At 55.7% G+C, this 25,269-nt stretch carries 23 protein-coding genes; 10 read left to right on the top strand and 13 right to left on the bottom strand.

The window, feature by feature from the left end:
• Positions 1-6: 6 nt before the first annotated feature.
• Entirely contained in the window at positions 7-570 is a 564-nt protein-coding gene (locus KTT_RS25925; protein WP_126600256.1) for an MBL fold metallo-hydrolase, read from the bottom strand.
• A 193-nt stretch (positions 571-763) separates the two neighbouring features.
• On the opposite strand from KTT_RS25925, the gene KTT_RS25920 reads away from it, so the two are divergent.
• From KTT_RS25920 to KTT_RS25910, 3 genes are all read left to right on the top strand, one after another.
• Positions 764-1,312 (top strand): hypothetical protein, encoded by a 549-nt coding sequence (locus tag KTT_RS25920; protein WP_126600254.1) that lies wholly within the window; start codon positions 764-766, stop codon positions 1,310-1,312.
• Between the two features lie 372 nt (positions 1,313-1,684).
• Entirely contained in the window at positions 1,685-2,593 is a 909-nt protein-coding gene (locus KTT_RS25915; RefSeq protein WP_126600252.1) for a hypothetical protein, read from the top strand.
• A gap of 560 nt (positions 2,594-3,153) precedes the next feature.
• Complete coding sequence (locus tag KTT_RS25910) at positions 3,154-3,651, top strand: YqhA family protein (RefSeq protein WP_126600250.1); 498 nt, start codon at positions 3,154-3,156, stop codon at positions 3,649-3,651.
• 3 nt (positions 3,652-3,654) lie between these two features.
• Here KTT_RS25910 and KTT_RS25905 read toward each other — a convergent pair whose 3' ends face one another.
• Entirely contained in the window at positions 3,655-4,506 is an 852-nt protein-coding gene (locus KTT_RS25905) for a class I SAM-dependent methyltransferase (protein ID WP_126600248.1), read from the bottom strand.
• A gap of 496 nt (positions 4,507-5,002) precedes the next feature.
• Here KTT_RS25905 and KTT_RS25900 point away from each other — a divergent pair, with 496 nt between their 5' ends.
• The 3 genes from KTT_RS25900 to KTT_RS25890 all read left to right on the top strand — a co-directional run bounded on the left by KTT_RS25900 (position 5,003) and on the right by KTT_RS25890 (position 9,606).
• Positions 5,003-6,133: a multicopper oxidase domain-containing protein gene (locus KTT_RS25900; RefSeq protein WP_126600246.1), complete on the top strand. Its 1,131-nt coding sequence runs from the start codon at positions 5,003-5,005 to the stop codon at positions 6,131-6,133.
• A gap of 36 nt (positions 6,134-6,169) precedes the next feature.
• Positions 6,170-7,285, top strand: coding sequence for a multicopper oxidase family protein (locus KTT_RS25895; RefSeq protein ID WP_126600244.1), 1,116 nt, complete (start codon positions 6,170-6,172; stop codon positions 7,283-7,285).
• Positions 7,286-7,722: 437 nt separating this feature from the next.
• On the top strand, positions 7,723-9,606 hold the full coding sequence (locus KTT_RS25890; RefSeq protein ID WP_126600242.1) for a serine/threonine-protein kinase: 1,884 nt from the start codon (positions 7,723-7,725) through the stop codon (positions 9,604-9,606).
• Positions 9,607-9,655: 49 nt separating this feature from the next.
• Here the strand turns inward: KTT_RS25890 and KTT_RS25885 are convergent, their stop codons facing one another.
• From KTT_RS25885 to KTT_RS25855, 7 genes are all read right to left on the bottom strand, one after another.
• Entirely contained in the window at positions 9,656-10,090 is a 435-nt protein-coding gene (locus tag KTT_RS25885; RefSeq protein ID WP_126600240.1) for a MaoC/PaaZ C-terminal domain-containing protein, read from the bottom strand.
• Positions 10,091-10,159: 69 nt separating this feature from the next.
• Positions 10,160-10,612 carry an FAS1-like dehydratase domain-containing protein gene (locus KTT_RS25880; protein WP_126600238.1) on the bottom strand — a complete coding sequence of 151 codons (453 nt, stop codon included), beginning with the start codon at positions 10,610-10,612 and terminating at the stop codon, positions 10,160-10,162.
• Between the two features lie 24 nt (positions 10,613-10,636).
• Complete coding sequence (locus tag KTT_RS25875; protein ID WP_126600236.1) at positions 10,637-11,395, bottom strand: beta-ketoacyl-ACP reductase; 759 nt, start codon at positions 11,393-11,395, stop codon at positions 10,637-10,639.
• Positions 11,396-11,491: 96 nt separating this feature from the next.
• On the bottom strand, positions 11,492-13,660 hold the full coding sequence (locus KTT_RS25870; RefSeq protein ID WP_126600234.1) for an acetate--CoA ligase family protein: 2,169 nt from the start codon (positions 13,658-13,660) through the stop codon (positions 11,492-11,494).
• A 90-nt stretch (positions 13,661-13,750) separates the two neighbouring features.
• The gene (locus KTT_RS25865) at positions 13,751-14,158 is read right to left on the bottom strand and encodes a Zn-ribbon domain-containing OB-fold protein (protein ID WP_126600232.1); all 408 of its coding nucleotides are present in this window, start codon (positions 14,156-14,158) and stop codon (positions 13,751-13,753) included.
• Between the two features lie 9 nt (positions 14,159-14,167).
• Positions 14,168-15,316 carry an acetyl-CoA acetyltransferase gene (locus KTT_RS25860; RefSeq protein WP_126600230.1) on the bottom strand — a complete coding sequence of 383 codons (1,149 nt, stop codon included), beginning with the start codon at positions 15,314-15,316 and terminating at the stop codon, positions 14,168-14,170.
• Positions 15,316-16,482, bottom strand: coding sequence for an acyl-CoA dehydrogenase family protein (locus KTT_RS25855; protein WP_126600228.1), 1,167 nt, complete (start codon positions 16,480-16,482; stop codon positions 15,316-15,318). The genes KTT_RS25860 and KTT_RS25855 overlap by 1 nt, the downstream gene beginning before the upstream one ends.
• A 506-nt stretch (positions 16,483-16,988) precedes the next feature.
• Between KTT_RS25855 and KTT_RS25850 the strand changes: the two genes are divergently transcribed.
• The gene (locus KTT_RS25850) at positions 16,989-17,870 is read left to right on the top strand and encodes a R2-like ligand-binding oxidase (RefSeq protein ID WP_126600226.1); all 882 of its coding nucleotides are present in this window, start codon (positions 16,989-16,991) and stop codon (positions 17,868-17,870) included.
• 81 nt (positions 17,871-17,951) lie between these two features.
• Positions 17,952-19,091: a zinc-binding dehydrogenase gene (locus KTT_RS25845; RefSeq protein WP_126600224.1), complete on the top strand. Its 1,140-nt coding sequence runs from the start codon at positions 17,952-17,954 to the stop codon at positions 19,089-19,091.
• A 95-nt stretch (positions 19,092-19,186) separates the two neighbouring features.
• Here KTT_RS25845 and KTT_RS25840 read toward each other — a convergent pair whose 3' ends face one another.
• The 3 genes from KTT_RS25840 to KTT_RS25830 all read right to left on the bottom strand — a co-directional run bounded on the left by KTT_RS25840 (position 19,187) and on the right by KTT_RS25830 (position 21,932).
• Positions 19,187-19,933, bottom strand: coding sequence for a class I SAM-dependent methyltransferase (locus KTT_RS25840; protein ID WP_126600222.1), 747 nt, complete (start codon positions 19,931-19,933; stop codon positions 19,187-19,189).
• Positions 19,934-20,386: 453 nt separating this feature from the next.
• Positions 20,387-21,583: a DUF2330 domain-containing protein gene (locus tag KTT_RS25835; RefSeq protein WP_160146142.1), complete on the bottom strand. Its 1,197-nt coding sequence runs from the start codon at positions 21,581-21,583 to the stop codon at positions 20,387-20,389.
• Between the two features lie 127 nt (positions 21,584-21,710).
• Entirely contained in the window at positions 21,711-21,932 is a 222-nt protein-coding gene (locus tag KTT_RS25830) for a heavy-metal-associated domain-containing protein (RefSeq protein ID WP_126600218.1), read from the bottom strand.
• 166 nt (positions 21,933-22,098) lie between these two features.
• Here KTT_RS25830 and mshB point away from each other — a divergent pair, with 166 nt between their 5' ends.
• Positions 22,099-22,986 (top strand): N-acetyl-1-D-myo-inositol-2-amino-2-deoxy-alpha-D-glucopyranoside deacetylase, encoded by an 888-nt coding sequence (gene mshB, locus KTT_RS25825; RefSeq protein WP_126600216.1) that lies wholly within the window; start codon positions 22,099-22,101, stop codon positions 22,984-22,986.
• 197 nt (positions 22,987-23,183) lie between these two features.
• Positions 23,184-23,894: a Type 1 glutamine amidotransferase-like domain-containing protein gene (locus KTT_RS25820; RefSeq protein ID WP_160146141.1), complete on the top strand. Its 711-nt coding sequence runs from the start codon at positions 23,184-23,186 to the stop codon at positions 23,892-23,894.
• On the opposite strand, the gene KTT_RS25815 is transcribed toward KTT_RS25820, so the two are convergent.
• The gene (locus KTT_RS25815) at positions 23,891-25,264 is read right to left on the bottom strand and encodes a cytochrome P450 (protein WP_126600212.1); all 1,374 of its coding nucleotides are present in this window, start codon (positions 25,262-25,264) and stop codon (positions 23,891-23,893) included. The two genes, KTT_RS25820 and KTT_RS25815, sit on opposite strands and share 4 nt — an antisense overlap.
• Between the last annotated feature and the right edge of the window lie 5 nt (positions 25,265-25,269).

Here is a 25,269-nt window from a genome sequence, read left to right as displayed (position 1 = left end):
GATTGCCTACATGTAGCACTCAGGAGCCTTCTTCAGGTGTTCCCACTGTTCACGATCATGCTCACAAATGATAAGCGTTACGTTTTCCCTCTCTGCTATGCCTGTCAGCTTGCGCGTGCTGGCGCGAACAGATGCGGCATCCATATCGAAAGCACTGATCTCTCGTGTCTCGGCGTCAAGGTCTGTTGTTCGTGGGATAGCATCAATCGCCAGCAAGACCGGTCCGGTTTGTGCGAGATGAATGAGTACGGATTGATGACCAGGGACATGGCCGCCGGTCTCTATCAAGCGGATTCCAGGCATGAAATCTTTGTCTCCCTCAACAAAGAGATATTGGGTGGATGGTTGATCAAAGCGTGCGAACGTTTGGGTAAGGCGCGGATAGGTCCCTTGACGCGCAATTTCGTACTGCTTGCGTTGTACAACCATTTGCGCGTGGGGAAATGCATCATGATTGCCGGCATGGTCGGGATCAAAGTGGCTGCAGATGACGTAGTCTATGTTAGACGGGAAGAGCCCCAGGCTGGCTAGTTGATACATGATCGTGTACTGGATACGCTTTTTTGCCAACCTACACCGGATGCGCAACCGGATAGCACCAGGTAGCCAGATTGTTATATGAGCAGGTGTATGCGAATGTCAGCATTGCTCTTCATCAGTAACGGGAACTTTACGAGGGCGCTCCACGTTAAATCTGTATAAACGACTCAACAGACGCGGCAGGCTATTCTGGCTGGCTTGCCCGAAGAAGAAAGGGACAGAGATGAAGATACGGAAGTTCAACATCCCTCTGCTGACCATGTGCCTGTTAGCACTGCTTGTGCTGGTACTGGCTGCCTGTGGCAGTAGCAGCGACCAGGGGAGCGCTGGCACAACCACTCCCACGGCTCAGAGTACGCCGACCCCCACCCCTTCACCCATGACCCCCACCGCCACTGGTACGTCGGGAGCCACACAAGGTTCTTGTGGAAGCATCTCAAACATGCTACGGGGAGCACCAAGCTCAGGTACAAGTACCAACAGCGATCCTCAGCAGGTCGGCGACTGCTTTTGGAGCGCATATCAGCAGTGTCGTCCCGCCTCGCTTAACTACGTTACGGGCGGTGTAGATACGATTCTGACGCGAACATTCCAGATACAAAAGACCGCCAGCGGCAGCTGCCAGGTGCAGGATAAGATACAGATGCGTGTCCTGCCCCGTCCTCCCAGGACCACTGCCGTCTATACCTGTGCATCGGTAGAGAAGCAGGCGACCGCTTTGCAATTTCGCAATTGCCAGAAAGACGGCACCATTAACGTCTTCACTAAATAAATTAAATATATAGATGACTTAAGAAATTTGTGAGAAATGAGGCGGCCCAACAGGTGGATACGAATGCATCCGCCTGTTGGGCCGCCTCATTTCTCATAGAATAGGTTTACTGTCTTACCAGTAATTACATAAGAAATCAATTCTATTACATAAGAAGGAAAATCATAGCGCTAAAAAGTGTAGCGTAAAAAGAGCTTTTATTCTTATACTAAGAAGAACCGGGTAGGCGGGATTAAGTAAATTAAGGGATAATTAAAAGAACATAAATAGACTGTAATATATTGGCAATAGCAGGAGCTAGAGATGCAGGAAGCGCAGCAGGCTCTCGCTAGATATTTACAGTCGTCCCCGATGTACGCAAGGAGGCTTAATTTGAAAAGACGCCTGAAATCAGCTCTTTTCCTGCCACTCCTGCTGCTGGCATTCACACTCTTACCCGCGACGAGTGCTTTTGCCGCCAGCCCTGATGTATCTGTAGCGCAGCAAAAAGTACATTTCTTTCCTCACATTAGCGGAAAAACTGGTGTCTCGGTTGCATCAACGGTCAGGCCCATGGCGACCAACATGGGCTATTATGGGGGTCAGGTACAGGGTGGTACGACCAATGTCTATGCTATCTTCTGGGAGCCGACCCACAACGTATCTTCGACGTACCACAGCCTGATTCAACGCTACTTTGGTGATGTTGGTGGCTCTGGTCTCTACAAGAACAACACCCAGTATAAGGATTCCAGCGGTCGCATTCCATCCAACTCCCGATTGGCTGGTACCTGGACTGATACCGCTGCCTATCCTCGCAGCCCTTTGCTTGACACAGATATTCAGAACGAAGTCAGCCGAGCGAAGAGCGTGAAGGGCTGGTCTGCCAGCCTGACGAACATCTTCTTCGTCTTTACGCAGGCGAATGAGAACATCTGCTTCGATAGTAGCCATACGCAGTGTGCATCGAATGCATTCTGTGCCTACCACAGTAACTACGGTTCTACCATTTATGCTACCATGCCCTATGCCGCCAGCTTTAGCTGTAACGGTGGGCCGGGACCAAATGGTGACCAGGCCGCGGATGAGACCATCAACGTTACTTCGCACGAGCAGATGGAGGCTGCGACCGACCCATATGGCAATGCCTGGTACGACAGCAGTGGTGAGGAGATCGGCGACAAGTGTGCCTGGAACTTTGGCAACTCCAGTGGCGCCAACGTCACCTGGAATGGCCATCCGTATCGCGTACAGAAGGAATGGGATAACAGGGTTACCGGTTGTGTGCTGACCGGGCCGTAAAGCGCAAGGCTTTTTCTACACACAAAAAGACTGCTTTAACTGGCGGTGCCGCCAGTTAAAGCAGTCTTTTTGTGTGTTTTTTGATAGGGGGTATCAGGTTCTTATATTGCCGGGGGAGCGTGAGCGCCCCCGCACGGGCGTCCGCGTGCGCGGCCGCATTATTTATTTTGTGTTGTGCATGGGGGCGCATCCGCGCCCCCATGCACAACACAAAATAAGATTGCTGAGCATCGCAGACGGTATTCGCGACTTCCGTTCCTGGTGTGAAGGGATGCACAACACAAAAGAGATTGCTGAGCATCGCAGACGGTATTTGCGACTTCCGTTCCTGGTGTGAAGGGATGCACAACACAAAAGAGATTGCTGAGCATCGCAGGTACGAAATCGCATGCAGGCAGCAGGCGATGACAGAGAGTGCCTGGACGGCCACAGTTGTTTTATTTGTTGTTGCAGCGGGGCGCGGCCGCGCCCCGCTGCAACAACAAATAAAACAACTGCCGATTATGTATGCCATAAGCTATGGTAGATATCTGTCTGGTGATGAGAAGGGAATAGTACCTGTGTTACGACGTATACTGGGTGGGAGCCGCTACCTGATACTGATCGCGGTCGCAGGTTCGCTGCTGACCTCGATTGTTTTGCTGCTCTATGGAGCGGCCATGATTATCAAACTGACAGTAGAGATCGCGTCCCATCCTATTTTTACTACGGAAGATGCCAAGCCCCTGGCAGTCGCGTGCATCGAGGTTATTGATCTATTCTTGCTGGCAACGGTTCTTTATATTATTGCACTAGGACTCTATGAGCTTTTCATCGGGGCGGATATACCCACGCTTCCATGGCTAGAGATCAGCACACTGGAAGATCTGAAAGCCAAACTTATCGGTGTGGTGATCGTGCTGCTATCTGTTACCTTTCTCGCTTCTGTAGTTGAATGGAAAGGGAACACCAATATCATTGCTCTGGGTGTTGGCATCGGCCTTGTTTTGCTGGCGCTGGGCTATATCCTGGGCAAAGTAGACAATGCTGGCCACCCACCAGAAAAAAGCGAGCCATAGCTGTCAGGTGGGCTTTCTGGCAATGGTTGTCAGCATATGCCAGGTACCCTGAAAATCGTCGCGCAGCATTTCAATGCGTACCTGGTTCAGCGTGGCCTCAAACTCGGTCTGTGTCATTACTCGCCGATGGAGAAGGAGCGGGAGCAGGGTGGTGAAGGTGACGATGAAATTATCATACTGGCTCTTATGCAGTTCTGTGGAGGCGGAAAAATCGATGGGATGGGGAAACGGTTGGATTTCGACGAAGCCGGCCTGAGCCAGTAAGGCGGCCATGGCGGATGCTACCCCCAGCCCACTTCCGTCTGAAGCAAACCCATAGCCCATCGCGCTCACCATCTGGTAGGAGCGCTGGAGCAATTTTTCGAGCGTTGGCGCGGGACTCACGCTCATCTTATCGCTTTCAGTCATGCGTATAATGCCGCCCGGTCGCAGGGCACGGAATATTTCGAGCAGGATGGAAGGCCACGCATCGCGCAGAATAAAGGTGGCCGCCAGGCGAATATTGACCAGGTCAAATTCTCCTGCCGCGAACGCGAGTGGCTGAAGGATGTTTCCCTGAACAAAGATAGCGTTGGGGCGCTTCTCGGCCTTTGCACGCGCCTGAGCATAGTGGATCATCTGCTCGCTGATATCTAAGCCGACAACTTCGCAGCCAGGATAGGTATAGGCTATATCCAACACCCAGCCACCCGGTCCACAGCCAACGTCCAGAATATGCGTGACATCGGGTGGTAGTGCCTCAAACTCCGGTAAAACGCCTCCCATTCCCTGTGTAAGTAACCGATCCTGTTCGATCAGACGCGTCATCTCCAGCCCGCTATCCGGATCAGTTATATACGTATCATCTCTATCCATACACCCCTCCCGATATCGTGATTCATCTATTCATAAGCAATAGTGTACATGGAGCAAAGAATAAATGCAATAGATATTAGTTAATTGTATTTATTATTAAATACGCATAAATATGGTTAAATAATGAGACTCTAAGATAATAGAACTCCATAAGCTTTTAATGAGATAGATCGATATAACTGGTAGAAATGAGCATAATTTGTCGAATGGATGTAGAAAAAATATGCGGTTCTTTTTATTTCTGTACAATCTGGTGTATTATTGATGGATTTGCATCTAATAATTAACACATCGCGTGCTATAACTGTCGGTGTTAAGCTCTTGCTTGAGAACACAACGAGGAACGTTCATTAGCGGTGCCAGCCATTCTTTGTTATCTTCTTTTCCTATCCCATTGCATCGGTTGAGCAGTTCTATCAGGAGGGTTTCAGCGACACTCGTAGCCAGCATATAGCTGGTATATGTGAGAGATATGCAATTATAAGGATCAGAATGTATGACGAAAAAGAACTTTCGTGTGACGCGGAATCCAAAGGCATTAGCACTGCTGGTGATGCCTGTGGTTATGCTGCTGATCGGCGTGCTTGTGCTAACCCAGATCCCGCGTGAACCGGCGCGGGCTGCCACAAAGGGCGCGCAACAGGTCCACGCGCAGGTGCATAACTATACTTTTTACATCCGTGACAACTCGATGAAGATGGCCGATGGGCAGCGCATCTATGTGGTGGGCTATAGCGACAAGGCCCAGGGACCCGCCCAGGTGCCGGGTCCATCGATCGTGGTGAACCAGGGCGATAGTGTAAATATCACCGTTGTTAACGACACTGCCCAACTCATGAATACATTCCCCGATGCCGCGGGCAACCTGACGACCGCACCGGTCCAGACCATAGATGGAGTAAAACTCCCGTCAGAGCTTGACAAAGAGATTGGCATGGGACCGCTGGCGAAAAGCAGCCAGAAGGGGCAAAAGGTCAGCTATCATTTTACGGCCCAGCAGCCGGGTAGCTACCTCTACCATGACTCCACGCCGGTACATATGCAGATGGGCCTCTACGGAGCCTTGACGATCAAGCCCAATGGCATCCTGAACCGCGCCTATCCCGGCGCGCCACCCTATAATAAAGAATATACCTTTGTGCTCAGCGACATGGATAGCAACGCGCATAACTCCATCTTTAAAGGGAGCGCAGTAGACTGGGCGAAATACCATCCTAACTACTTCCTTATCAACGGTAAATCCTGGCCTGATACGGAGATGGACCCCAACGACTCGCTCAACGTCAAGGTCGGGCAGAGCGTACTGGTGCGTTTTGTCAACGCTGGCTCTGAAATCCACATGATGCATACGCACGGCCATCACTTCACGGTCATCGGTGCCAATGGACAGAAGCTGGCGCATCCCTATCAGAAGGATACTGTGATGGTGGCGCCGGGCGAGACAGCGGATGTCAGCATGCTCCTGAATAAACCCGGGCGTTACATGTTCCATGATCACATTGAGGCCGACATCACTAATAACGGCGTGTTTCCTGGTGGCATGATGACCACCATCAACGTTAGCCTGCCCAACGGAACCAATCCGGTCCCGATGCCAGACATGGGCACTGACGCTCAGAAAAAGTAGCGTCGGTAATAGAAGGTAAGGAAAGAATTGAAGCTTATGAAGAAGCACAGAGGCCGTATCGTCATCAGGGTCCTTCTCCTGGCGTTAGCCTTCGTGGTTACCGGGATGCTGGGCGCCTGTAACCTCCCATTTGGACAGACGGGCTCAAACGCGAAGGGCGGCGCAACGGTTCCACAGACCAGGACGTTTAAGCTCTACGTACGCGACAACTGGCTCACCATGCCTGATGGGAAGAAAGCCTATGTCTTTGGCTATACCGACAATCCCAAAGGGCCGGCACAGCTGCCCGGTCCTACTCTGGTGGTTAATGAGGGAGACAAAGTCAACGTTATCCTGATCAACGATAAAGATCCAACAAAGACACAGTATAATACTACCGGCGATGGTCATACCATTCACCTGCACGGCCTTGATCTCTATAGCGCCTCGGATGGTGATCCCATGACTACGCCGCCACGGGACGCCAATGGCAAGGTGTTGCCATACGGCGCCAAAGGTAAAGGGGTCCAGACAGGATCGCTCAAGCAAGGTGAGCAATTTACCTATAGCTTTATCGCCGATCACGCCGGAACCTACTGGTATCATTGTCATCAATCGACCCCTGAACATATCCAGATGGGCATGTATGGAGCCATCATCATCCGACCGGTTGGTCAGCCCAATCATGCCTACCTCAATAGTCCGGCATTTGACGTTGACTCCACCTTTGTGCTCAGCGACCTGGACCTGCCGGGGCATAACGCCGATTATAATACGCTGTATAAAAACGCACCAGATGTTAACTGGACCAACTCCAAGATCAGCTATGCGCTGCTGAACGGGAAAGCCTGGCCCGAGACCCTAAAAGACTCCCGTTCCGTGGTGAACGCGAAGGCCGGACAGACCGTCTTGTTGCGCCTGGTCAACGCCGGAACCCAGGTCTACACGCTGAGCGCACCCGGACTCAAGTTCCAGACCATCGGCACTGATGGCCGCAAACTGAGCCAGTATCCTATCAGTGACACCATCAGCCTTGGTCCCGCCGAGCACAACGACGTACTGGTACATGTAGATCACGCGGGAACGTATACCCTGCACGAACATATAGATGAGAATGTACCATCCAGTGTTCCTACTCCGGATACGAATCTGACCACTATTACCGTCAAGTAGTGTTATAATTAACCACATGCTTTCGGGCAATCATTGCATTCTTGCTAAAGATGTGTCTTACTCTCGTTACCCTGGGGGCTCGTAAGCGCCCCCGCACGGGCGTCCGCTGCGCGGTCGCGCTGGTTTTGTGTGTTGGTGCATGCGGGGCGCTTCAGCGCCCCGCATGCACCAACACACAATGGACTTGTGAGCACCGGAGGTGCGAAAGCTCCTGCAGGCAGCAGTCGATGAGCATGAGAGTAAGGCAGATTCTAAGGGGATACACGCAATGATTGCTTTTTTGTGTGTATACAAAAATGAAGAGAAATAAAGCCAGGGCAAGCCTGCGGCAAGTGCTGTATTCAACGGGAGATAAACCCAGTAGTTGACGTTATGACAATATTTCTTTAAAATAGTGAAGCGGAGAACTTATTTATGTACTTTTGGAGGCCCTCTATATGGTAGATCAATCACTTCTTATTGGGAGACAATTAGGCAATTACCGTATGGAAGGCCTTATTGGACAGAGTAGCATCAGCGATATATATCGAGGAACGTATATTCAGGGGCACAGACAGGCGGTGATCAAGCTCTGGCACCTGCAGCTCAATGACAGTGAATGGCAGATATTCCGGCGCGAGGTGCAACAGCTTTTCCAACTGGACCACAAATATATCTTACGTATCCGTGATGCTGAAAGGGAGCATGGCGTGCCCCTGTTAGTGATGGATGACATCGCCAACACGACCTTGAGGCAGCGTCTAAAGGACGGTCAGCAGCTTCCCCTCTCCATCGTCGTAACCTACATCAAGCAACTCGCCGAAGCCATTCAATATATTCATGATCATCGGCTGGCCCATTTGAACATCAAGCCAGAGAACATGCTACTGGATGGACAGAACAACGTCATCCTGAGCGACATGCGCATCAGCACCATTGTGCGCAACCTGGCCGCCAGGAATCATCCCATCCCGATGAGCAATGTTCTGTACATGGCTCCTGAGCTGTTCATGAACCAGCCCCATATTACCAGCGACCAGTATGCTCTGGCCGCCGTCGCTTATGAGTGGTTGTGCGGGCGGCCCCCCTTTCATGGTGCATATAACACGATCATCGAAAAGCATCGCCTGCAGTCTCCCCCCTCACTGCTGGACCAGATGCAGGCGCTACCCGAGGAGGTTGAGCGCACGCTATTTACCGCTCTGGCTAAAGACCCAACCCGGCGCTTCCCACGCATTATCGATTTTGCCAATGCCCTGGAGCAGGCCAGCTATCAGAAGCCCCAGGTGCGCGGTACAGTGAAGGTGAGCAGAGAAGCCAATCCGGTTGCCAGCCAGGCACCGCGCACAGGGACCACCAATCCCCAGCCTGTACGTCCATCATCTTCGGGGTTGCGTCCGAAGCTCAATCTTACCTCCACCGCGCAAAGCATCGGCCCCTTCTGCACGCTACGCGAGCCGGTAATGAGCCTGGACTGGTCCGCGGACGGCAAGCATATTGTGGCGGCGGCTGATGGTAGAAATGTCTCTATCTGGGATATCGCGACCAGGCAGATGGTCAAAACTTATCAGAGGCATCGCGGAAAGGTGCAGATGGTGGCCTGGGGACCACAGAAAACGAGTGTCACGGTCGCCTCGGCCAGCAGCGAAGGCAACATTCAGGTCTGGAATACCAACTCGGGCATGCAACTGGCCTCCTGGCTCGAAGACGCTCCCATTCGCTATTTCGCCTGGTCACCGGACGGCCAGTTTATTGTCTCGATCAACATGGCTGGCAACAACATCAAGATCTGGGATGTCAAGACCGGTCGGCTTGTAGTTCAGTACAACAGTAAGATCCAGCAACTGCAGGCGCTTGACTGGTCAACGGATGGCACCTATATCGTGGCCGCCAGTAAAGAAGGTTCAATGCAGATGTGGTTTGTAGGGACCGGCATGGATGGAGATCGAGAGTCACTGAAGCGCGAGCAGACCCGTGTCTACCAGCAAACAGCGGTCAACGCGATCAATGCCCTCGACTGGTCGCCGAACAAAAAGCTGCTGGCCTATGGTGGGGCCAACAACAGCGTCGACATCTGGAATCCCATCACCGGCATCTCGCCGGTGCACTACGATCAGCACAAAGGGCCCATCACTGCCATCCAGTGGTCGCCGGACGGCTCGGCCATTGCCTCCGCCAGTGCCGACCGCTCGGTCCACGTCTGGGACGCCAGCAATGGCAAAGCGATCTATAGCTACCGCGGCCATGGCGATGCTGTAAATGCAGTCAAATGGTCGCCGGATGGCAAGCTGCTTGCCTCCGGCAGTAGCGATAGAAGCATCCACATCTGGAGTCCCAGCTAAGCCTGGCGATTGGGCCGCCTGCATAAATAGGCGGCCCGAAAGATGGTGGTTATGGACGTGTGGGCAGGGCGGCCACGAAAGTTCCGGCTACTTTGAGGTCTCCGTTCTGGTCGGTGGCCTGGACCTTACCGACGATGCGCTGCTCGCCGTCGGCCTCGAATTTCTCTGTGATCGTGCCTGAACAGGTGATGATGTCGTTCAGGTGGGTCATGCCCTTGAAGCGCACGCCAAATTTGCGCAGCGCCTGGGGACCCACATAATCGCTCACCATCTGCCCGACCAGTCCCATGATTAGCATGCCATGGGCGATGATGCCGCCGGTCCCTATTCGCTCACCGACCGTAGGATCGGTATGCAAAGGATTAAAGTCGCCGGAGGCGCCGGCGTAGCGCACGAGCTGCAGATGGGTGATCGGAGGCGTCGTCAACGAGGGAATGGTATCCCCGACCTGTATGTCATCGGCATATCGTACCGGGTTGGTCATGTATTGCGGCTCCTTTCGGTTTTAAATCGGACGCGAGGTCCGAACCTATGAATGTGCCCGTGGGTGGGGTTATGTGCGGACGACGATGGATGTTCTGGTGTTTAAGACGGGCTGGTTGTGCTGGTTGACGTAGCGGGTTTCTAGCGTCAGGATATCCAGCGAGTGGCCGCCGCTGCCGGGGCGGGTCTTGCCGTCGATCAGAGTGGTGGTGCCGGTCAGTACGTCGTCGGGATAGATGGGGGCCAGGTATTCGTATTCCTCCTCGCCATGCAGGATGCGCGAGACGTCGATGCCCAGGTCCGCCATGCTGCTGCCGCGTGTGCGGTTGCCCCAGAAGTTGAACATGGTGGGCGTGGTTGGCGAGATGGGAACGTCGGCATAGCCAGTGGCCTGCGCGGCCTCGCGGCTATGGTAGATCGGATTCATGTCGCCGATCGCCAGGTTCAACTCATGGATCTTGCCGCGCTGCACCTCATAGGTGAAGGGCGCGAAGCTGGTGCCAATCTTGCTGGTGTCAAACATAAGAACTCCTTTGCGTGCGAGTACTTAGCGTGGACCGCCGGCGACGTAGATGATCTGGCCGCTGACATAGCCCGATTCTTCAGACGCCAGAAAATTGATGACGTTAGCGACATCGCGCGGTTGACCCACTCGGCGCACCGGGATCACTTTGGAGGCCGCCTCGATACGCTCCTGGGGATCGAAGCCCATGCGGCGGGCCGTGGCGCGTGTCATCTCGGTATCGATAAAGCCCGGCGCCACCGCGTTGGCCGTGATGCCGAACTGGCCCAGTTCGATGGCCAGCGTACGCGTCAGTCCCTGCAGGCCCGCCTTGGCGGTAGAGTAGTTGCTCTGACCGCGATTGCCCAGCGCGGACGTAGAGGAGAGCGAGACGATACGCCCATACTTCTGCTTGACCATGTGGGCCTGGGCGGCACGGCTGCAGAGGAAGGCCCCCTTCAGATGTACATTCATGACCGTGTCCCAGTCCTCGTCGGTCATCTTGAAAAGCAGGTTATCGCGCGTCACGCCGGCATTGTTGACCAGAATATCCAGGCGGCCGAAGCGATCGACCGCCTGCTGGATAGCTGACTCGACCGCCTCTCTCTCCGTCACATTGCAGGAGACCGCTAGCGCTTGCGCGCCGATCTTCTCTATTTCAGCCACTACCTGCTGGCAGCCGTCGGTATCGATATCGGCCACCACCACCTGCGCGCCATCCTCAGCCAGGCGCAGGGCTGTGGCTGCTCCGATCCCTCTACCAGCTCCGGTGACAAAAGCTACTCGTCCTTCATGTTTCGCCATGATGTTATGTCCTTTCATAAAGCCCCACGAGGGGCAAATATTATTCTTTTAAAAGAATGAGAGAAAACAAGCTCCAGGCCAGGGCAAGCCTGGCACCTATGGTTTTGTTTGTGATGTGTCCGCGAGTGGAGCGCATACGAGCAATATATCAAGGGCCTCGATTGAGCCGGGTTGAACGAGCAGGGGATTGATCTCCAGCGCGTTCAAGTTGGGTCCCAGAGCCAGGGCCAGTGAGCAGATGCGGTGTATGATCTTTGCGAGCTGCGGGAGGTCGAGCGCATGCTGACCGCGCGCGCCGCGCAGCAGGGCCGCGCCACGCAGTTCGCCTAGCATGGTGATGATCTCTGATTGTGAAACCGGCAGCACGCGGACCGCCGTATCTTTGAGCACCTCCGTCCAGATACCACCCAGGCCGAGCGTGAGCACGGGTCCCCAGAGGGAATCGCGTACGACTCCGACCAATAGCTCAACGCCGCCCGAGCGCATCGGTGTGACCAGGATGCCCTCGATCTGCGCGGCCGGAGCCTGGTCGCGAATGCGTTGCAGCATAGCCTCAAAGACTGCCGCGACCTCCTCCTCTGTTTGGATATTGAGCGCGACACCTCCGATATCGCTTTTATGAGGAAGCTGTGGCGATTGAATCTTGAGCGCCACAGGTAGACCCAGGGCGCGAGCCGCCGCGACGGCCTCCGTGGCTGCCGTGGTCAGTTGTCCGGGCACCAGCGGGATGCCAGCCTGTTGCAAGAGCGAGCGCGCACGCGCCTCCGACCACGTTTCTACGGTGGGATCGATGGCAAATGGCGGCAGTGTTGTCTCTTCTTGCCCCTCCTCTTGTTGGGGAGCGCGCAATTGTTCGGACCACCAGAGGAACCTGGCCAGGGCGCGCACTCCATGTTCGAGTCCGGCGATGAAGTGCAGGCCGGTACGCTCGACCACCACACGTGTCGTCCCCGGCAGGTCCATGCAGGTATTGGTAGTTAGAATGACCGGGCACGGTGCCGAGCGGATGATGCGCGCCAGGTTATCATAGAGCGGCAGCGTCGTGGCCAGAGTCTCGGGAGTGGGTTCGCGTCCCCCTTCGACCGTTGTCAGGTTGAGCACGAAACCGATGTTGGGATCGTGGACCACTACCTCAAGCGCGCGCTGCTGCAGCGTGGCATCCACCACCACATAGCCGGTCACATCCAGCGGATTGTGGCTGGTAGAGAACGGTGGCAGCACCTCTTGCAGCTTCTCAATGGTCGAAGGTGCGAACTCGGGCAGCTGCAGTCCCACCTCTTCCGCCAGGTCTGAGATGATATCGCAGGCGCCTCCGGACGGCGTGACCACGCCCATGCGGCGTCCTGGCAGCGGTGGACTATAGCCGGCCAGAGCCGCCGTCGTCAGCAAGTCTTCCAGTGAGGAGACTCGGATCAGGCCAAGCTGGCGAAAGGCCGCCGCGTTGATGGCATCGTTGCCGACCAGCGCGCCGGTATGGGCCAGGGCCGTACGTGAGCTGGCCTCGCTGCTACCAATCTTGAGTACCACGATGGCTTTGCCGAGCGCGCGGGCCTTGTCGGCCACGCGCCGCAGCTCGGCGGGATGGCGCACGCACTCCAGGAAGAGCGCGATCGAGCGCGTCGCCTCGTCATCGAGCAGGTAGTCCACCACATCAGTGACCGAGATCATGCTCTCGTTGCCCATGGCGACCAGCAGGCTCAGCCCGATGGCGTGTCCCTGGGCGAAGGCCAGCACCGCGCTGGTGAGCGCGCCACTCTGCAGAACTACTCCAACCGGACCCGCCTTGAGCGGTGGCGTAATCGGCAGGCCATAGGGCGTAATCTGATCGGTGATATTGATGAAGCCGTTGCCATTGGGTCCCAGGATGGTCAGCGAATGGGCGCGTGCGTACTCAAGCAGCTCCTGCTCAAGGCGCGCGCCGGTGTCGCCCGTCTCGCTAAAGCCGGAGGTCAGTACCACGAAGCGCGTCGTCCCCAGCTCAGCGGCCTCCCGCACGATAGACAACACACGTGTCGTCGAGACCATCACGAATGCCAGGTCAACCACCTCCGGCACATCGCGCAGAGAATGAAAAGCCTGCTGTCCATGCACGATCTCTCGATTGGGATTAACCAGGTAGACGGGTCCCGCGAAGCCGAAATTCCGTAGATTGTCAAAGGTATAGATCGACCAGCGCGAATTATCGGTGGCCCCGATCAGCGCGATACTACGCGGCCGAAAGAAGCGATACAACTGCTCCGTTGAGATATGTCGAGATGGTAACATCGTTATTACCTCGTAAATTGGACGCGAGGTCCGAACTTATGGGCGACATCGCCGTGCGTTGAGAGAGAAAATCGGACGCGAGGTCCGAACTTATGGGACACGGAAATAGGGGAGCGTGAGATCGTCACCGACGTTTTGAAAGACGATCTGTACCGCCGTTCCGATCTGGATGTGTTCATCGGGAGGATCGACCAGTCGCGACATCATGCGTACGCCCTCCTCTAGTTCGATGAGCGCGACGACAAATGGGGTGGATGAGGCGAACGCCCCGTAGGCCTGGTGGACAACGGTGTATGAATAGATCTGTCCACGGCCGCTGGCGACGATCCATTCCAGGGTGGTGGCATGGCAGTGGGGACAGAGCGAGCGCGGATAGAAGACCGCTTGAGAGCAGCTGGCGCAGCGTTGGATGCGCAGCTCGCCCTGTGCCAATCCCTCCCAATAGGGACGCGAATCGCTATCCTGCTGAAGCAGCGAAGATGGTAATTGTTCAGACATAACGCTCAATCAATCCTTTCCCAGAATAACCGTCGCCGCCGACGAGAGCACGCCTCCGGTCCCGTGAGCCAGCGCGACGCGCGCGCCCTCAACCTGGCGGGCGGCGCATTCGCCACGCAGCTGTCGCGTGGCCTCAATTAGCAGGAAGATGCCATACATGCCGGGGTGGCAGTAGGAGAGTCCCCCGCCATTGGTATTCATCGGGAAGGGGCCACCGGGGGCGGTGCGCTGTCCGCTGACGAAGGCCCCGCCCTCACCGGGCGCGCAGAAGCCCAGCGCCTCCAGGGTCATTACCACCGTAATTGTGAACGAATCGTAGATCTCGGCCACATCGATATCAGCAGGCGTCAAGCCGGCCATGGTGAAGGCAGCTTTGCCTGATGTGATGGCCGACCGATGACTGGCCAGGTCGGGCATGTTGGCAATGGTATTGTGCGTATGCGACTCGCCGTGGCCCAGGATCCAGACCGGCGGTTTGCGTGTGGAGTGGGCGCGATCGGCCGACGCGACGACTACGGCCCCACCACCATCGGTCACCAGGCAGCAGTCCAGCAGGTGCAGTGGCTCCGCCACCCAGCGCGAGTTGAGTACATCATCGATGCTGATCGGTTCGCGCATCATCGCCTTCTCGTTCATGACGGCCCATTTTCTTGTAGCCACTGCCACCTCGGCCAGTTGCTCGCTGGTCGTGCCATATTCATGCATATGGCGCATGGCGGCCAGCGCGTAGGCGCCCACGGGCGTCGGCAGGCCGAAGAGCGGCTCGAATTGCTCTGTCAGCTTGAAGGCGGCGGGAGCGCGCTGGCGCGAACGGTCGGAGCGCTGCGTACTGCCATAGGTGATCAGGGCTACCTCGAAGAGACCCGCCTCGATGCCGGCCAGGGCATGTCCGATGTGGGCCTCGAAGGAGGCGCCGCCGATATTGGTCGAATCGGTATATCGGGGCTGGATGCCCAGGTACTCGGCCAGCATCAGATTGGGGGACCAGGCCCAGTTGCCAGCGCCGAAGAGCGCATCGACATCAGCGAAGGCCAGGCCAGCATCGTCGAGGGCGGCCCGGGCCGCCTGCGCCTGCAGCTGGAGCACCGTTTTATCCGGTGTACGACCAAGGTCTGACTCGGCTACACCCACGATCGCGGCCCTGCGTGGAGAGGCCATTAAAGCGCCTCCCCGAGCTTGACATGGCCGCGCAACAGGTTGCGTGAGATAATGAAGCGCTGAATCTCATCGGTCCCCTCGAAGATACGCCACAGGCGCACCTCGCGATACCAGCGCTCAACCGGCAGTTCCTTGGTATAGCCCATGCCGCCGTGAATCTGCAGTACGCGATCGATGACGTGGTTGACCATATTGGAGCCATGTAGTTTGGCGATCGAGGATGCATGGCGATTATCCTGCTTCTGTTCCGCCAGCCAGGCCGCGTAGAGCGCCAGCCAGCGCGTCGCCTCGATCTCGACGTTCGAATCCGCGATCATCCACTGGATGGCCTGGCGTTCGGCGATCGGCTTGCCGAAGGTGTGGCGCGTATGCGAATAATCGATAGCCATCTGCAGGGCGCGCTCGGCCACCCCGACCGCACGGCAGGCGATGGCCCAGCGGCCCGCCCCGATCCACTGCATCCCCAGGTTGAAGCCACCATTGAGCTTGCCCAAAATGTTTCTGGACGGCACGCGCACATTCTCGAAATACAGAGAGGCCGGTCCCCACTCGCCCATGGTCGGGATGTAGGTTGAGTGCCAGCCCATGTCACGATCGACCAGGAAGCAGGTCACGCCACCGTGGGCACCTTTTTCGGCGTCGGTAATCGCGAAGACCATCGCGAAGTCCGCCTCATTGCCGTTGGTGATAAAGACCTTCTCGCCATTGAGGATCCAGTCATCGCCATCCTGAATGGCGCGCATCTGGATATTGGCGGCATCCGAGCCCGCACCCGGCTCGGTCAGCGCGAAGCACGAGCGGCGCTCGCCGTTGATGGTAGGGATTAAATAGCGTTGTTTCTGTTCTTCGTTGCAGTAATAGAGGATATTATCGGCGTTGCCGCCAAAGGCGAATGGCACAAAGGTGCGCGCCAGTTCCATGCTCACCACCGCCGTCATCAGCGGACCGAGGTTGGCTCCGCCATACTCCTCGGGCGTATTGATGCCCCAGAAGCCCATCTCTTTGGCTTTGCGTTGCAGCTCGCGGATCTTCGCGGGCTCGATGCCCGGGCGGTTCTCGCGCTCATTGCGCAGCACGTCACCCTCCAGGGGCATCAATTCTCGTTTCACAAAATCACGAACGGTCTGCTGAACCATCTTCTGTTCATCGGTCAGGCTAAAATCCATGCACTGGCTCCTTTGCACTGTCGCTAGAGGCGTGACCTCGCAGATAGTAGAGAAGAAGACCAGCCCTGGTCTTCTCCGGGTCCGTCATGGGATCATAGAAAAAGATAGCAGACGTTCACGCATCCTGGTGAATGTCTGCTGGTGATAGCATGCTGCTCATTCCTTTTGTCTGTCGCTATCCACGGTAAAGTAGAGGACTGTTGATATTGTAAGTCTGTGCACAAGCGTAGCATATTTTAAGCGAATATTCAATGGATGCGGTTTTGCGGGATGTCTGTCATTTTTTGCACAGAGAAAGGCCAGCGGCGTTTGCCAGGAAAGATGGCGTCGTTGGGGGGACATGGGTGGCCGAGTACGGGGTCGCTTCGCGACAAAGCCAGGGCAAGCCTGGTTGAGGATGCCCCCGGCATCCTCGCCTACGGTGGTGGCTTGACTTTCGCTTGTGGAGAAAATACACTGATGTGTATTGAATGCCATACATGCATATCCGGCCAAGGAGGGCTCCTATGACAGCAGTTCCCGAACGGACCTATACGACATTGAGCAGCAGTGGTCTGCGCCAGGATATCTTGCCGATGCGTCTGTACCAGAAAGCCAAGAGGCTTGGCATCTGGGACCCACGGGCCATCGATCTTTCCCGCGATCGCCAGGACTGGTTAAGTCTGTCCGATGAGAAGCAGGAGGCCGTGCGCCGCAGCGTGATCGCCTTTCAGGCGGGCGAAGAGGCGGTTACCCTTGATCTGCTCCCCCTGATCATGACGATTGCGCGCGAGAATCGGTTGGAAGAGGAGATGTTTCTGACCACGTTCCTGTGGGAGGAGGCCAAGCATACCGAATTCTTTCGTCGTGTGCTCGACGAGGTCATGCAGGAGCACAACGATCTGCACGAAGGACGCCGAGCCAGCGGCGGGCGCGATATCTTTGCCGACGAGTTGCCGCGCACCATGAATTTGCTGCTGACCGATCCTTCACCCCTCAACCAGGCGCGTGCGTCCGTACTCTACAATATGATCGTCGAGGGAGTGCTGGCGGAGACCGGATATTTCAGCTTTGCGCGTATGCTGGATGAGGGAAACATCATGCCCGGCTTCCGACAAGGGATCGCCCTGATCAAGCGCGATGAATCGCGCCACATCGCCTATGGTGTCTTTTTGATCTCGCGGTTAGTGGCGGAGCATCCGGACCTATGGCCGCAGGTTGAGGCGCGCATGAATGAATTGTTCGCGGCCATCGCCCGCCACCAGGAGCAGGATGGCACGCCAGACGTTATTCGCGACTACGCCCGCCAGCAATTTGAGAAGCGGCTCAAGCGCATTAGCCGCGCCCGCACCCAGAGCCTTGAACAGGTCTATCATACCCTTGAGAATGAAGAAGCCGAAGCAGTTTAAGCGAGGGCAAGCCTCGCACCTACGCGATGGGCGGAGAGAGAAAAAAATCGGACGCGAGGTCCGGACATATGGGAGGTTAGAATGCAGGTTAAGGCTGCCGTATTGTACGAGGTGGGCAAGGCTGCCCCCTATGCGGATTCGAAGCCATTGAAGGTTGAGCAGGTTGAACTGGCCGCGCCGGGTCCGGGTGAGGTGTTGGTGGAGGTGGTGAGCGCGGGTCTGTGCCATTCGGACCTCTCGGTGATTAATGGCTCGATGTATCCGCAACTGCCCAACCCGATGATCCTGGGGCACGAGGCCAGCGGTGTCGTACGTGAGGTCGGGTCGGGTGTTACTGATCTCAAGGTTGATGATCATGTGGTCTTCTCGTTTGTGCCCATGTGCGGTCACTGCGACAACTGCGCTGTGGGGCGCCCCGTGCTATGCAAGAACGGGAGCGTCGCCAATGCGCGTGGTACCTTGCTCAGTGGTGCGCGACGTTTCAGTACCGCCGGTGGACAGCCGATCAGCTATTTTACGGCCACCTCGGCCTTTTCGCAATTTACCGTGGTATCGCAGGAATCGCTGGTGGCCATAGATCGCGAGGTGCCGCTAGATAAAGCTGCTCTGCTGGGCTGCGCGCTGATCACAGGTGTAGGAGCTGTCGTGAATACGGCCAGGGTCGCGGCTGGTGAATCTGTTGTTATTTTTGGACTGGGCGGTGTTGGCCTGAGCACGATCATGGGCGCGAAGTTGGCCGGAGCCTCGCCGATTATCGCCGTAGATATGCTCCCCTCCAAATTTGATCTGGCCCTTCGGCTGGGGGCCGACCATACCATTGATGCCAGCAAGAATGATCCAGTCGCCGCCATCAGGGAACTGACTCGCGGGGGAGCTGCTTATGCCTTTGATGTTGTGGGCAATACCAATGTGCTGGCTCAGGCCTTCAGCGCCATTCGACCGGGCGGAAAGGCCATCGCCGTAGGCATTCCACCCAGCGACAAATTCGTCTCGGTGCATGCCGCCGCTATGGTTCTGCAGGAAAAAGTCCTTCAGGGAAGTTTTATGGGATCGGCGGTGCCGCGTCGCGACATCGCGCGCCTGGCTCACCTGTACATGACCGGTAAGCTGCCGCTGGAAGAGCTGCTTAGTCCTTCGATTACCCTGGAGGAGATCAACACTGGCTTTGACCGCCTGGCTCAGGGAACGGCCATTCGGCAGCTGATTCGCTTCAAGGAATAGAGTAAGGAACAGTTGAGGAGATGGCCAGGGGCGGTTGCCCCTGGCCATCTCCTCAACTGTTCCTTACTCTCCGTTCCTGGTGATGTAGTGAGGAGCTATTTGGCCAGGACCACCAGGCGCCAGCCGCCGAAGATGCGCACGGCCAGATCGGGATTGATCTCATAACAAAGCTTACCGGGCAATCTAAGCAGACTCCTCTTCGCTATGCGCAGAGCCTTGATCAGGTCCTGTTTGGGATTGCTTCCGTGCGACCAGGGCGTGGCGTCGAGTGGTTGGAGACTATAAAAATAGTCCAGCACCTCATAGCCAGAGTCGCGCAGAATCTCCAGCGCGATATCTTTGGTGAAGAAATGGAGATGACCAGTGGCGTGGCGATAATCTATTAATTGATTGCGCGCGATCGAATTCACTGAAAGGTCAAGGGGCAACTGAAAGATCTTATACCTGCTTCTGGATTTCAACACGCGCAGGATCTCAAAGCAATTCTCAAAATGTTCAAGTACGTCCACCAGCAAGATGAGATCGTACTTTGTAGATGCCGACTCCTGAAAAAAATCGGCCAGGTGAAAGTGGAGGCGTGAGGTCTCACGTTGCTTCGCCAGCGCGATGGCCTGTGGGGCGATGTCATAGCCATCGAAGGTACATTGCTCTGAAAGGTTCTGCAGTAGAATGCGCAGCATTTCACCGGCCCCGCAGCCGATGTCACAGACGGTATGGGGTGAAAGCGTGTTGCGCCTGATCATTTGCAGTACGCTATCAGCTTTCCATTGTGCCGCATCAATGTGCCAGCCCGGATTTTTCTGTAGATATTCACCATCTGTATAGAAGTTCGCGACCACCATCTCGTGTTCTCCTTTATTGTTTGAAGAGCTTGGCGAAGCATGAAAAAATTGTAGAACATTTCATAGCCACAAGATGAATATTAGCTGAAAAAAGACTGTATGCCATCTCCATCCTTTAGTATAGCTTAAATTTGATTAACCTGGCTACAGCGCTTATAGGAAACGTGTAACCAATAAAAAAGACGCTTTTGATTGCATATTTAATCTAATATATTCTTAAACAAGCAAAGCTCTTGCTGAGCTTGTAGGTAAATGATAATGCTCAAAGATTAATGTGACATGAATGCCCGGTCTCATTGTCTCATGAGACCGGGCATTCATGTTGTTTATTGCTGAATGCGCCCCTTCGGCCTCTGACGATACGCATCTGCAGCGCTCAAGATAATTACTTGTCGGTGATGTATGAGTGGCGCCACGGCGTCACTCATACACCACCGACAAGTAATTATCTTATTAACTGTGCTTGCGTTTTTTCCAGAGCCAGATGACGCCGGTGATGAGGATGAGGCCTGGGATGATAGGGAAGACGGTCAGGCAGGCGGCATCCCGGAAGTAGACGGCAGTGCAATCTGGTGCAGCAGATACATCCTTGAGCGGGATCATTGTGCTGAGGTTGGGAAGGTCTGGTCGCGCTACGAAGGTGGGGTCACGCTGCATCAGTGTGGGGGTGTAGCTGGTATAGAAGCGTGTGATGTATGGGTTGGAGATAGAGTTGTCCGCCAGGTAGGGGCCAAGCTCATAGGAGCTGATTGATTGCGCGTATTCCGTGACGATGCCGTAGCCTCCCGCCTGCTGGATGGCGCTATCGGCGATCTGGTGGTATTTCTGTACGGGATCAGGATCGGCATTAGTAATAGTAGCAGGGTGCACCCGCACATCCTGGTAATTCTGGGAGCCAAAGCGCTGCGACGCCAGGATCGAGACCTCCATGCGCATGCGCTGCTGGATGTCGGCCGCTGCCAGGTGGATAGGGATCGTTACCTGTTTCATGACGGTAGGGAAAGTGACCTGCACCGGAGCGATATTGGTCACGTTCCCCTGTGTACGCAGACGCATGGCCAGAAAATACATATGATTCTGTACATAAGGTTGAATCAGAGTGGAGGTATTAGCTGGAACTGCGTACTGATGGGATTGCAACCATGATGTTAGCGCTCCGGCATTGTCCGAGCGAATGACCTGGTATGTGAATGGCCCCACAGATCCTCCTGAATAGATGTCAACCTTTGAGCTACTGGCTGGAGCTCTGGCGCCACCGTAGGTTCCATTGTCAAACAGAGATTTCATGATATCGACGGAATTGCAATTTTTGGCTGGTGGCTCGAGAAAGCGAGGAGCGGTAACCATTTCCAGTTGATTAAAAAGCGCCGGCGAAGCGGTATTGACCGTTGGAACCGTCGCCACCGGGAGCACCCAGGCGAAATCGTGGGCATTGCCCTGATAGCGTATCTGTTCATACAGGGTGGTCTTTTGAGCGCCAATGGTGATAAGCAGGCGCTCGGTGTCCTGGCTGACCCGGCCTTGACTGGTAGCGGCGAACAGGCCACCACACGCCTGAGCGGACACTGGCAGGAACAGCAGCAAGCACGTGGCGAGCAAGAGTGCTTTCAAGAAGAGAGATTGACGGGGGGATACGTGCCGGAAAAACATATCTATGTGGACGTCCTTTCTGTACATCTACCAAAAAAGACGCTTTATGAAGACAGATTTTAACCATGAGATAAAAAGAAAAAGAAGGCATTTCGCAATGAAATACCTTCTTTCGCGTTTTTTTACTTTATCTGGCTACAGTATAGCCGGCGTCGTCCAGCACTTCCTCAATCTTCTCCAGGGAGATGTGAGAAGGATCATAGTTGAGGTGGACGCTTTTAGTGGGGATATCGGTATTGACCGACTGGACACCATCCAGGCTGCCCAGGGCCTGATTGATGGTCTTTACACAGTGCTCGCAACTTACATCAGGAACGGAGAGAGTAATCTCATGTGTATGTGTGGTCATCGTATGTATCCTTTCAATGACAGCAACTTCTTTATTTGTTGTAAACCCACACCCAGGGGGTAGGCATATATGGATAATACCACACCAGGAGCAACAAAAGCAAGCCCGGGTGCTATAATGTGGTGATATGGCAGAAGTTAGATATTGAGTTGGAAAGAAAGAATAGATGTCGCAGACTGAGAAAGAGCCACTAACATTTATGGCCGTCCATGCCCATCCCGATGATGAAGTATTTGGTACCGGAGGAACCTTCGCACGCTATGCGGCGCAGGGAATACGCACCGTACTGGTAACGGCCACCCTTGGTGAAGAAGGGGAGATCGTTGATCCTGCACTGGATGAGCAGGCGAAAGAAGCTATGTTCCCACGCCTGGCCGAAGTGCGTCGACAGGAACTGAAGGCGGCGGTTGAAGCCCTCAACATTCAGGAATCGCGCCTGCTCGGCTTCCGCGACTCCGGTATGGCGGGCACGCCCTCCAATAACCATCCCGAGTCGTTCTACCGGGCCGTCTTTGACGAGGCCGTCAGACGTCTGGTCGCCCTGATCCGTGAGCTCAAGCCGCAGGTGCTGGTCACGTATGACGCCTTTGGAGGTTATGGCCATCCCGACCACATCCAGGCCAATCGCGTCACCAACGCCGCCTTTGACGCCGCTGGAGATGCCCGCTGCTTCCCCGATCTTAGTTTGCCAGCCTGGCAGCCGTCGCGCCTCTACTACACAGCCATGCCGCGCTCAGCGATGATTGAAGCTATGAAAGAGATGCAGAGGTCTGGTGCACCCGGCCCCTGGAACAATCCGGCCATGAACACCGCCATTATGGGCACTCCTGACGAGCTCATCACCGCCAGGATCGATGTGTGTGAGTATATTGATCATAAGATGAAGGCTTTCGCCGCCCACAAGACGCAGATCGCGCCCGACAGTTTCATGTTTACTATTCCCGAGGCGCAACGCGAGCAGGCCCTCGGCTACGAATACTTCGTGCTGGTACGCAGCGCCCTACAACCGGTCGCGGGAGAACTACAACAGGATCTGATGGCAGATCTGAAATAATGGTTGGACGTGGGTGCCCGGGGACGGGGTTGCGACGTGACAAAAGCCGGGGCAAGCCCGGCACCTACGATGAATTTCATGTTGCGTTGGGGCAAGCCCGAAAAGCCGGGGCAAGCCCGGCACCTACGGCGGTGGAAAATGATATAACATAAGGTTACATGGTTGACGACGAAGTTACCACATGTAGGAAGGAAACAATGATGAGCGGTTATATCGTACTAGAGGGCGGCGATGAGTTTGGTGGCAAGATGGCGGAGCCTGATCGCCGTGCCATCGAGCTTGCCGGTGGGATGGATGCTATGATCAGCATCATCCCGACTGCCGCCGCCCCGGACCACAATCATCGACGGGCGGGCATGAATGGGGTCAACTGGTTTCAGCACCTGGGCGCGACGGACGTAAGGTCACTGCCACTGATCGATAAGGCTTCGGCCAACGCGGAAGAGATTATCGTCGCGCTTAACCAGTCCCGGCTAATCTATCTGCTGGGAGGATTTCCACATCACCTGGGGCAGACGCTGCTTCGAAGCAAGGGTTGGGACGCCATGCGGCAGGCATACGAGCACGGAGCCGTGCTGGCGGGCAGCAGCGCCGGCGCTATGGTGTTGTGCCAGTACTACTTTGATCCGCAGAGCAAAAAGGTCGTCGAAGGACTGGGATTGATACCCCGGGCCTGCGTCCTGCCCCATCACAACGCTTTTGGTAAAAACTGGGCCGCTCAGCTAACCAGCCTGCTGCCCGATACCATTCTGCTAGGGATAGATGAGCAGACGGGCATGATCAACGACGTAGACACCGGACAAAGGAACACCTGGCGCGCGTACGGCAAGGGGTCCATCACGCTGTATCGGGCGGGCAGCACAAGCGTCTACAAAGCGGGCGAGCCCTTTGAGGTCCTGGTCAGCTAGACCACCTGGTGGCGGCGCTGGACGCGCATCTTCAGCCCATATCTGGGCCGGATGGTAATGGTTTTATCGTTATCTGGAATGATCTGTTGACCTGGTAGCAGCGAGAACGTGACATGCTGCACCAGCGCCGCCAGCAGCAGATGGCCCTCCATCAGAGCAAAATGGTTACCGATGCAGATACGTGGCCCGGCGCCAAACGGCAGATAGGCGAAGCGTGGCAGGCGGGCCTCATTCTCGGGTCGAAAATGGTCTGGATTAAAGCGTTCGGGATCGGGAAAGTAGTCGGGGCGGCGCTGAATCGTGTAGGGTACGATCATAATCGTCTGGCCCCGGCGCAGATGGTAGGGTCCCAGGTCGACCGGTCGCAGAGCCACCCGGACCAGGGCGATCGAAGGTGGATAGAGGCGCATGCTCTCTTTTAAGACCTGTAATGTATAGGGGAGTCGCGCCAGGTCGGCGTAGGTAGGTGAGCGGCCCTGCAGAACCGAATCTACCTCGTCACGCAGGCGTTGATAGATGTCAGGATGCTCGGCAAGTAAGAACCAGGTCCAGGTCAAAGCAGCAGCTGTCGTCTCATGTCCGGCCACAAACAGGGTCAGGGCCTCATCCTTGATCTGCTGATCGCTCATCGGGGCTCCATCCTCGTCGCGTGCCCGCAGCAGGATGGACAGGAAATCGTCTCCCTGTTCGCCGCTGGCCCTGCGCTCCTCGATCATCTTCTGCATGCGCCGATTGAGCAGTTCCAGCGCTCCTCGCGTCTGCCTGTTGCGCTCCGTTGGCCAGTTGAGTGGGAGAGGAAAGAAGGACGAAAGGATATAGTTGATATAGGCCAGCGCGGTGCTCAGGGCGGCGCCAAGTTCATCAGTCTCCGCCAACACATCGGTCTGGAAGAGCACATTCCCAACGATGCTCATGGTCAGTGCCATCATCTCGCGGCTCATGTCCAGGGTCGCGCCATCCTGCCAGTCCTGCTGCGCGCGCTCAGTATACTCCACCATCGTCTGTGCGTAGTTGACGATGTGTCGTGGCTGGAAAGACGGAGCCATAATCTTGCGCTGGCGGCGATGCAGCTCGCCCTCGCTGCTGAACAGACCTTCACCCAGGACGGGTCGGAAGGCGCGATGTATAATAAAGCCCTTATCGAAGTCGTTCGCGTGCTCCACCAGGGCCGCGTGCACCAGCTCGGACGAATTGAGTAGTAGCATCTGGGCTGGTCCCACCCGGAAGGAGCCTATATCGCCCGTCTGACGCGCCACGGACAGCAGAAACGCCAGTCGATCCCTGCGCATCGATTCCAGGCTACCCAGCAAAGAATGCTCTTTAATGGCCGGAATCTCTGGTCTCGACGTTGCCTCAACACCAGTTTCCATCGGAT

Origin of the sequence: Dictyobacter aurantiacus (assembly GCF_003967515.1) — a bacterium.
Taxonomy (GTDB): Bacteria; Chloroflexota; Ktedonobacteria; order Ktedonobacterales; family Ktedonobacteraceae; genus Dictyobacter; species Dictyobacter aurantiacus.
The sequence above is the reverse complement of the archived record's forward strand: the minus strand, read 5'-3'. Positions and strand labels throughout refer to the sequence as shown.